Genomic DNA, 9,194 nt, shown 5'->3' on the forward strand with positions numbered 1-9,194 from the left:
CCTTTAAACCCCGCTAATATACTCATAAATTCACACTTATTAACATATTCACAGCCCCTACTACTACTACTACTAATAGATTAATAGTATTAGTAGTAGTAACCATACACCAGAAATGGATCAAAATTCGCCATATATAAATCTGTTGAAAAAGCAATAGCATATATCGATTTATTTTATTTTCTTTATTTTTCTTTATATATATTTTTCAAAGGTATAATCACTACAAGTAAATGGTCGGTTTGGTTTTCACCATATTGGTTACTCTATTGATATCCGGAATATGTTCCATACTTGAAGCTGTGATATTTAGCACGGATCAAGTTGAAATAGAATCCTTTAAGAAAAAATACGCCAGAATAGGTAGATGGCTAGAGGAAAGCAAGGACAACATCGAGGAGACAAGTTCTGCCATCCTGATACTCAATACCGTGGCCAATACTTTTGGTGCAGTGGTGGCCGGAGGTATGGCTTCGAGAATATTTGGCGAGGATAAGCTATGGATATTTTCCATAGCCATGACAGTCATTCTGTTGACTGTTTCTGAGATTTTACCGAAAAACATTGGCATAGCCTATCGCAGAAGGTTACATAAAATAGTGGTATATCCATTAAAATTCATACTATTTATCATGTATCCATTTTCAAAAATGTGCCGATGGTTGGTTCGCATATTGATACCCCAGAGAAAAATGACAAGCTACTCCGAGCGCGATATCCTTTTGATGACCGAAAAAGGTGTCCGCGACGGCATGCTTACCAAGATAGAAAGCCGCATGATTGCTAATGTAATCAATATGGATAACACCAAGGTTATCGATATTATGACGCCGCAGGGGCATCTCACTTCCTATAACCAGAACAAGACCATCCGTGAAATTTTTTCGATCAGCAAGGACATTCCGGTGGGCAGATTGCCGGTTTACTCGGAATATCCTGAAAACTTAGTTGGTGTGGTGTTGCGGCTGAACATATTGAAAGCTTTGGCCAATGGCGAGACTTCTGCTCAGCTAAGAGAGCTGATGGAGGTGCCAAAGATCATTGATGGAGAAAGTCTTGTTGATGTGGCCCTCCATGAATTTATCACCGAGGCCTGCCAACTTGCCTTCGTGAAAAAAGATGATAAAGTTGTTGGCATTCTCACTTTGGATGATATTTTTGAGCATATAATTGGCATAGAGATTGCTGAAAATGATGATGTGGAGGTAAGGAAGAGTGTTAAAAATGTGGCCAAAAGGAAATTGAAGTTCCAGAGGCGGCGCAAATGAAACTGAGGGATTTGGTTCGAGACAGGGCCCTAGAATCTTTTAATGGGGCCAAGAATCTATTTTCGGCTCCGGGTGATGGTCATGACTCACACGAAGTGGATCAGGTTGTTTGTGGCGCAAATACGCTGTTTGCGGATCTAGAGACTTTGGCCACGGTGAAACCCAGTGACCAGGCTAAAAATTTTGAACCAGAGATGGCTTGGCAGAGAGATGCCACAGAAAGTGATTTTAAAAAATCCGAGGCAGGCGGGTCATTGAAAATTGGGATGGAAAAGAAGGTACAGATTTTTCGCAAAATTTCTATCCTGTTGGCCTCAGGTACAGATCTCAGATCTTCGCTTTCGTTGATGATTGGCCAAGAATCTAAAAATAGACCGATTCGTATTTTTCTCAGAAATCTATTGCTGAAAATAGAATCAGGCAGTTCATTGTCCGAAGCAATGATGGCGTCCAAGGCTAAATTTCACAGAGCCGAGATTGCAATGCTGAAGGCCGGAGAGTCCATAGGTGCACTGGCCGAAACCATGGAGCGGATGGCGAATTTGATGGATAAAAAGGTCCGGGTAAAGAAAAAAATACTGTCGGCCATGCTCTATCCAGCAACAGTAATGCTGGTCGCCTCGGTGGTGGTGATTGTGCTAACCAGTTTCGTCATTCCAAAATTTGAAAAAATTATAGAGGATCAGATTGGTCCCAGAGCTATGCCCACGTTGACCAGTATTATCATCGGTACCAGTCGATGGATTTCTTTCCGATGGAAGGAGATTTTTATGGCTTTAGTCCTAGCAATTATCCTTATTTTTTCGCTGAAGCGCCTGGAATTCATAAAAAAAACTTTTTACGGATTTTTTCTAAAAATTCCATTGATTGGCAGCACTATGATTTGTTGGAATATCCTGGTATTCACAAGGACATTTGGAGATCTATTGATCTGTGGATTGGCCGTGGTGGAAGCCATGAAATTATCCAGTGCTGGCATGGGAAATTTTCTTATGCAGGAGCAACTGGATCTGGCTGTGAAAGATGTACAACAAGGCATGGGTTTGGCTGATTCAATCCGGCGGAGGAAAATTTTTCCACCTTTGATTGAAGGTCTGATAAAAGTTGGCGAAGAATCGGGAAAATTGGGAGAAATGATGAACCGAGTGGCGGATAATTGTGAAGATGAGATTGATGAAACCATAACTAGGCTATCTTCGATTTTAGAACCGGTCCTCGTCATAGTATTAGCATTATTTGTGGGCACAATCATCATAGGATTATTCATGCCGTTGGTCTCTTTGATCCATGGAATTCTTCCATAAAAATATTTTTATTCGCATCGTTTTGACATTTGACAATTTTTACACATAATCAATGCAAGTAATCATGTACACGTTTGATAAATTTGTAAAATTTTTGGCAGTATTTTTCTGTTGTACGCTTTGTAATCATCAGATTCAGGCCGTAGAAATAACAAAACAAGCAGAAGATGAATTTACTGAGTATCTAGAATATCGCGGATTTGATTATAGCGTGATTTATGTAATTATGCTCATAGCACGTAACTTAGACGCAAAACCAAAAAGTGTGGTCGACATTTTGCCTAAAGGGATTATTAATTCCAACGAAAATCTTGAAAAGATTGTAGGTGCACTAGAAAGAAAGCAGCAGGATATCCGATGTGCCATCTGTAAATTATTTGGACTAAAGGAGGGCGATAATAATAACAAAAATGTTAATATGGCCTGTGGTCAGGTGAAGCGCATAAAGAAAAGATTAGCGAATTTACTTGCGTCAAAAAGATGACCCAAGGCAGTAAAAATAATTAAAAATAGATGAGATATGGAAAAGGGTATATTAACACTGTCGAGTGCATTGGGTGCAATTTCTTTGGTTTTGACATCGATGGATGTCAGTTATGCCGGTCTACCTACAAAAAGTGACCTGGATAGAGGCAGTGCATTGTATTCTGGGTTATTTAGCTGCGAGCAAATTGATAGACTCAGCAAGGCCAGCAGAGATAGTTATGCCAAATATCATATCTATGGATTGATTAGTAACGTAGCCAGACTGGAGAGTGTTGGTCGATATACCAGTACGGATGCTGGTAGTCCTCCGACGATGATCAAGGACGATGACCTGAAGTTGCTCATAGCAGGCTCTGACAAGACCGATGCCATAAATCCAGAAATACATGGTCAAATATTATTTGATGAAAATATCTGCGACTATGGTATGATTAGGAAATTGTTGAAGATATTTAAACACAAGATCTTTGATGTAGATAAATTCACGGTGGAGCTGGCCAGAGTAGAGGTACTGACCAATCCTAGAAAAAATGGCCCATATTGTAACCTTAATTATGTGCTTAGTGCCATGTATAGCGGCAACGATGGCACAGCCATTAAAACGAGCAGCAATGATCCCGATGTGTTGCAACTATGCTTTCTAAAATTGCTGTTCGAATTGACCTGGGATTGGTCCGAAGATGGACGTGCTGATCTAACAGATTCTGATATAGCGTGGTTTACGGCCGCGAATGGAGTCATTGATAGAGCCAATGAGGCCATGGAGAAAATCAAAGAGGATTATTTTAAAAAAGTCAAAGATGCCTTCAAAGGTTTCTTTCAACTGGCTAAAAATCTGTACGCCATTGAATCTTGGTTGGCTGAAAAAATTGAAACCCTGACAAGTGAGTCAGTGAAAACTAAGATGGACAGCTTCACGAATGCCTGTAAATTACTTTTGGACAAGCTCTACGGTGATCTGGAAATCTTTGCCAAAGAAGATCAGGATGCCGCCAACGAAGATATTTTATTGGCCGAGAGCGATATTCCTTTTACAAAGATACTTGGAAAGGTCAGCGTCCAAGCTATGGCTTCAACCACTGGTCTATTGAGAAGATATGTGGATGTGGCAAAGGCAGCCGAAGATCTGGCCGATGAGCTAGGAAAAGCTGACGACATCATTAACCCAGACGGAGACAAAACCAAGGCAACGGTGGCTCTGCTTTTGGGGATTAGAACCACCATGGAAGGGATTATAAAAGCTGCCGGAGCAAGTAATATTACCGATCTTGGCAATATTTTTAATGGCAAGCGGTTTGCTAAGTATATCGTTGTCGAAGCCACTTTTCCTGGGTTTTGCGAGAGGATGGTCAACTTTGGGAATGATCTTTTGGCCAATGCCGGTGATGGATTCAAGAGTGTACATGGCGATATCACCAATGGCAAAGCTATAACCAAAAATAACCTGCAGCTTCAGGAAGCTTTTGATGTAAAAATGGAATCGAATACCATGGCTCAGGAAGATGTTGAGCCCATTGAAGAAATTTCGAAGCCAGTACAATCTGGGTCATCATTGTATGACGTTGCCAAATCAGATAATCGGAACACTTATAGTCCGCCGCAAAAATCTAGGCCAGAGGTTTATGGTCCGACCATACTAATTCATCGACCGGAGCCAGATATAATTGAAAGGCCGATTAAGGATGTTTCAAAACCTATTACGACGACTCCATTGCCAAATAGAAATGAAAAACAGACGAAGGAGTTGCAGCCACCGGGTGAGTCTCCTAATGCTCATTTGGAAGAAGGGCAGAAGCCAGTGAAAGAGTCCTGGTGGACAATGATAAAGAAAAAACTTATGTCTTGGCTAAAGAAAAAATAAGTAGATTTGGGGAAGGGAATTTTCAATTAATTTCATAGAAATAGTTTCAATTAGTAACAATAAAAATGTAAAAAGGAGAAGATATGAGAAAAAAAATATTAGTTATGTTAGGGGTTGTTTTTTCAGCCCTGGTATCGATGGGTATTGGCCATGCTGAAAATAACCATGCTGAAAATAAACCAAATGAAAAGGACTGGAATCGAGGTATGGCGGTACGTGAGCATTTCGTTGGAAATCCGGTATTTAATAATAGTGATAATAGTGATAATAGTGATAATAAAGAAGCTGTAGGCGAAGACGGTGAAGGCGCTAGCAATGTCTCTATCAAGAATAGTGATGTGTCTATTGCTGAGATGAACATCTATAATCTGATCTCTGATATCGTCAGGTTTAAGAGCATAGGTATATATAGTGGTGGCAATCCAACACAGATTGATGATAGTAGTGATGATGGTAAACTGAAGACGCTAATCTCCAATAAAGAGGATTCAAAGGTAATTGGTATAAGTTGGCTGAATGATGGCACAATGGATCAGGTCCTGGCAATGAATTGGCTGCTTGATAATTGGGTTAAGTTATGGACAGATGAAGGGCTTGTTAAGAATGTAGATATACTTCATGCCGAGGTCCTACGTAGTGCATCTGAAAATGGAGAAGTGTGTAGTTTTGGTGACATATTTAAAGACCATGGTGAGGGAGGTATAGGTGTAAATGCAGCTGCTGATAAAAATGATAAGCAAGGAGTGTCCTTGCGCATAGTGAAACTGCTATTCGAGCTCACCTGGCAATGGGGAGATGGAGCCCGTGGAAGTTTAAACAATGATAATAGTAATTGGTTTTTTGAAGATAATAGCGGTGTCGTGGCCAAGGTCAATGGCGTGCTGAAAAAGATCCAGGATGAATACTTAAAAAAAATATCAACTGCCCTTGGTAATTTTACGGCATTGACCAATGCTATAAATGTAGCTGTAAACAATTTCAAAACTGAGCTTGAAAAGAAGAAAGCTGAGCTTAAAGAGAAGAAAGATAAAGATGAAAATGAAAATGAAAATGCGGAAAAGCTTGAGGAAGTAATTAATTTGGTAGAGTCCTTAGTAAATGCGTGCAGTGGTCTCAAAGAGCTCAACGAAAACAAGAAGATTTCAACACTATTTAGCAAGGATGGCCTAAGTAGTATCGTTAAAAAATGCAAAGCTGTTAAAGGGGCAGCTGAAATTTTGAACGAAAAAACTGGAGATATACCCCAACAATATGGTGAGGATACACAAAAAATAACGGATGCAATTGAAAAAATTAAAAGCGTGATGGAAAAGATCTTAGAGAAAGAGGGTATCGTCGATAACGCTGGCGAAAATGTTGAAAAGTATATCACTAGTGGTTCCTTTGATGGTATCTGTGATGCACTTGGTGATGCTAGAAAATTGACCGATGACTTGGTAATAAGTGAAACCAGCGATACGAAAAATAGTGAAAATTCATCGAAAAACACTACCGCGCTGCAGACTGACACAGTTTCGACCCAGCATATCACGGGTGAGGCCTCGGAGCTTGTCAAAGTTGCGGAGTCTACTGGCACGAATCCTGCCGCGGCTGGGAATACTATCAAGGTTCCGTCGCAGGTGTCGCCGACGACGATGAACGAACATCTTAAGACTGAGATTGAAGAAGAAAAGGCTGAAGTGGATGAAGAGGGTAAACCCAACGGTACTATATCGATTGCCAGTAAGATTGAGCTGCATGATGCATCAATAAAAGATCCGAATAAGGTGACCGAGGATACGGATGAGAAGACCAAGAATACGAATAATGAGACCGTGGATTCGCCGAATGAGGAGTCCGATAATACGACCATGAATAATATCGAGAATGCGAATCAGTCGGTGTCGATGAGCAGTCAATTCCCGCCGAATGTGACGTCGTCGCAGCCGACACCTAACAGTGTAATCAATCTAAATTCTAATCCAGTGGCGACAAAAGTCCCGCACGAATGGAATCCTGATCAACATCTGCTACAGAATAATTCATCCGGCACGGGAAATAACAGCAGAACCAATTCGTCCAGCGCTAAACGAGATTCGGCCAAAGCCGGAAATAATGAAAGTGGGCAAAGGTACAATCAAGGCAGAAAAAACTATAATAATAAAGGAAATAGACAGAAAGGTCAAACCAAGAGAAAAAGATATATATTACTGCGATAGTAATGTAATATACTCGAATGGAAATAATTTTATCTTCAGATAATAAAGTATTAATAAAAATAATCTTTAATCATAATAACAATCTCGAAATCAATAAAGTTTTTGCTGTGGAGGCTGCATCCATGATAGACATCTAGTTGCGGACTTCGTCATCGGCAAAGGGTTTAAAATTAAATAGAAAATCATCGGCTTCATTATTGACAAAGAGTTCGGCTAAAAGTTTGCCATGGAAATTACCAGCAACATTTGGCTAGCTCGGAGGTAATGAAGTCGATAATTTTTTAGATGACGATGGAATGGACAAAACCAATGGCAATAATATGGTAAAATGTCATTGAGTGTTGAATGGTGTGGATCTATAATTTTAGAACATATTTGATGAGAAAATGATGTTTAAAAAAGTATGATGACAAAACAAAAAAAATAATTACTATGCCGAGAGCCCGAGGGATGCTATGGAAACTGTTGTAAAGGTTACTAATTTTTCTAAAAAAAAACAAAAATATGTAAAATTATTACCGAAAAAATTTTTAATAATTCATCAAGCTTTAAATAACGACAATAATGATTTATTCACTGGCAATGGCTGTTTCGCTGATCAGCGTCGGTCGAATGGCCATTTGAATTCTATGTCAAGCAATGCGGTTAGCCAGATAGATAGAGCCTATATAGCTGTTCAATCCACGGCAGTGGAAATCTGTGTGAATCGCATTCAGATCAATATTTCGCACAAAACAAATTGTCCGACACTGGACACGACTCAGCTGGCGTTGAAATGGTAGCAAAGGCACGATTAGGATGAAAAAACTATAATAATAGAGAAAATAAATAGAAAAGCCAAGTCAAGAAAAAGGTATAGATTACTATGCTAATGAAATATGCTAAGGGGATAATTTTAATTTGAGATAATAAAAGTTAATGAAATGGAGATATGGAAGGAATAAAAAGAAATATACTAATCGTATTAGAGGTTATTTTATCGATTTTTTCGATGGCCACCATCAGTGGCTATGATATCCAAGCCGTAAAACATGAATGCGAGAGAGGGTATTCTTTTAAAAAAATTTACTGCGAGAAACCAATATATAAGGACAGTGGCAGTAATTCCGTAAGTGCCTCTGAGCGTGATTGTTACAATATGATCATCGAAATCGCCCAATTGAAAAATCTGAGAAGTGCAGAGCCTTCCAAGGATGATGTGAAAGAGCTGTTTAACCGGTGGTGGGAATCTGGTGGACCCTGGGCCGGAATCATGAGGATATTTTCGACGAAGATATTTCCCTTAGATATGGATGCGTTCACGGTGGATATGGCCAAAGCCGATCCTAAAAATGTGACCGGAGCGGGTAGCAATGATGACGAAGGTCTCCAATTGCGATTGCTGAAGCTGCTGTTCGAATGTACCTATGAAAAGAAGCTATTCAGCTTTGGCTTTTGGAAAGAAAAAGACCTGGAATGGTTTAAAGGAGAGGGCAAAGTCGTCGCCAATGCCAACGAAGTGCTGCAAAGTATTAATGAACAATACCTTGAAAAAATCAACGGAGCCTTTGGTGTGTTCCAGGTCATGGTCTGGAGTTTGAAAAATATTTGCGATGGATTGATGTATACCGTGAACGCTGTGTCGAAGGATTTGCCCGAAGTCCAAGGACAGATGAAAGATTTAAATGATGCCCTGGAAAAATCTCTACAGCTCTGCAACCAGCTGGTTAAATTCACCGATCCAGCTAAGCGTAACGAAGATGAAAAATTGAACGTGGTGCTTGGCATGGGTAGCAGACCATTGCAAAACTATGCAGATATGTTCAACGCCATCAGTAATTTGATGAGTGCCATCAAAAGCAGCAAGATAATTTACAGCGATGCCAATGAAACCAAGGCGACATTGGTACTGCTTCGAGGAATATGGAATACCATCGGTGGTCTTAAAAATGCAGCAGGTTGTGGTGGTGATAACTGGAATGGAGCCTTCGGAGGGAAGACGGTCGCTCAGCAAATCATTGGTGAGAAGACGTTTACGGAATTCTGCGAAGTTCTTGCGAACTTTGGCGAAAATCTCCAGAAAAGTGCCGGCGAAGCC

Annotated in this window: 7 protein-coding genes; all 7 read left to right on the forward strand. The window is 40.1% G+C overall.

The window, feature by feature from the left end; genetic code table 11:
- The first annotated feature begins 233 nt into the window (after positions 1-233).
- Positions 234-1,268, forward strand: a complete 1,035-nt coding sequence (locus tag LBH49_02120; protein MDR0351420.1) for a CNNM domain-containing protein — start codon at positions 234-236, stop codon at positions 1,266-1,268.
- A complete protein-coding gene (locus tag LBH49_02125; protein ID MDR0351421.1) occupies positions 1,265-2,572 on the forward strand; it encodes a type II secretion system F family protein in 1,308 nt (435 codons plus the stop codon). Before LBH49_02120 ends, LBH49_02125 begins: the two co-directional genes overlap by 4 nt.
- Positions 2,573-2,636: 64 nt before the next feature.
- A complete protein-coding gene (locus tag LBH49_02130; protein MDR0351422.1) occupies positions 2,637-3,056 on the forward strand; it encodes a hypothetical protein in 420 nt (139 codons plus the stop codon).
- A 36-nt stretch (positions 3,057-3,092) separates the two neighbouring features.
- The gene (locus tag LBH49_02135; protein ID MDR0351423.1) at positions 3,093-4,919 is read left to right on the forward strand and encodes a hypothetical protein; all 1,827 of its coding nucleotides are present in this window, start codon (positions 3,093-3,095) and stop codon (positions 4,917-4,919) included.
- A gap of 104 nt (positions 4,920-5,023) precedes the next feature.
- Complete coding sequence (locus tag LBH49_02140; protein MDR0351424.1) at positions 5,024-7,117, forward strand: hypothetical protein; 2,094 nt, start codon at positions 5,024-5,026, stop codon at positions 7,115-7,117.
- 455 nt (positions 7,118-7,572) lie between these two features.
- Positions 7,573-7,899 (forward strand): hypothetical protein, encoded by a 327-nt coding sequence (locus tag LBH49_02145; protein MDR0351425.1) that lies wholly within the window; start codon positions 7,573-7,575, stop codon positions 7,897-7,899.
- Positions 7,900-8,048: 149 nt separating this feature from the next.
- Positions 8,049-9,194 (forward strand): hypothetical protein (locus LBH49_02150; protein MDR0351426.1); only part of this gene is annotated, 1,146 nt, incomplete at its 3' end.

The sequence above is a fragment of the Puniceicoccales bacterium genome (genome assembly GCA_031255005.1).
GTDB lineage: Bacteria > Verrucomicrobiota > Verrucomicrobiia > Opitutales > LL51 > JAIRTH01.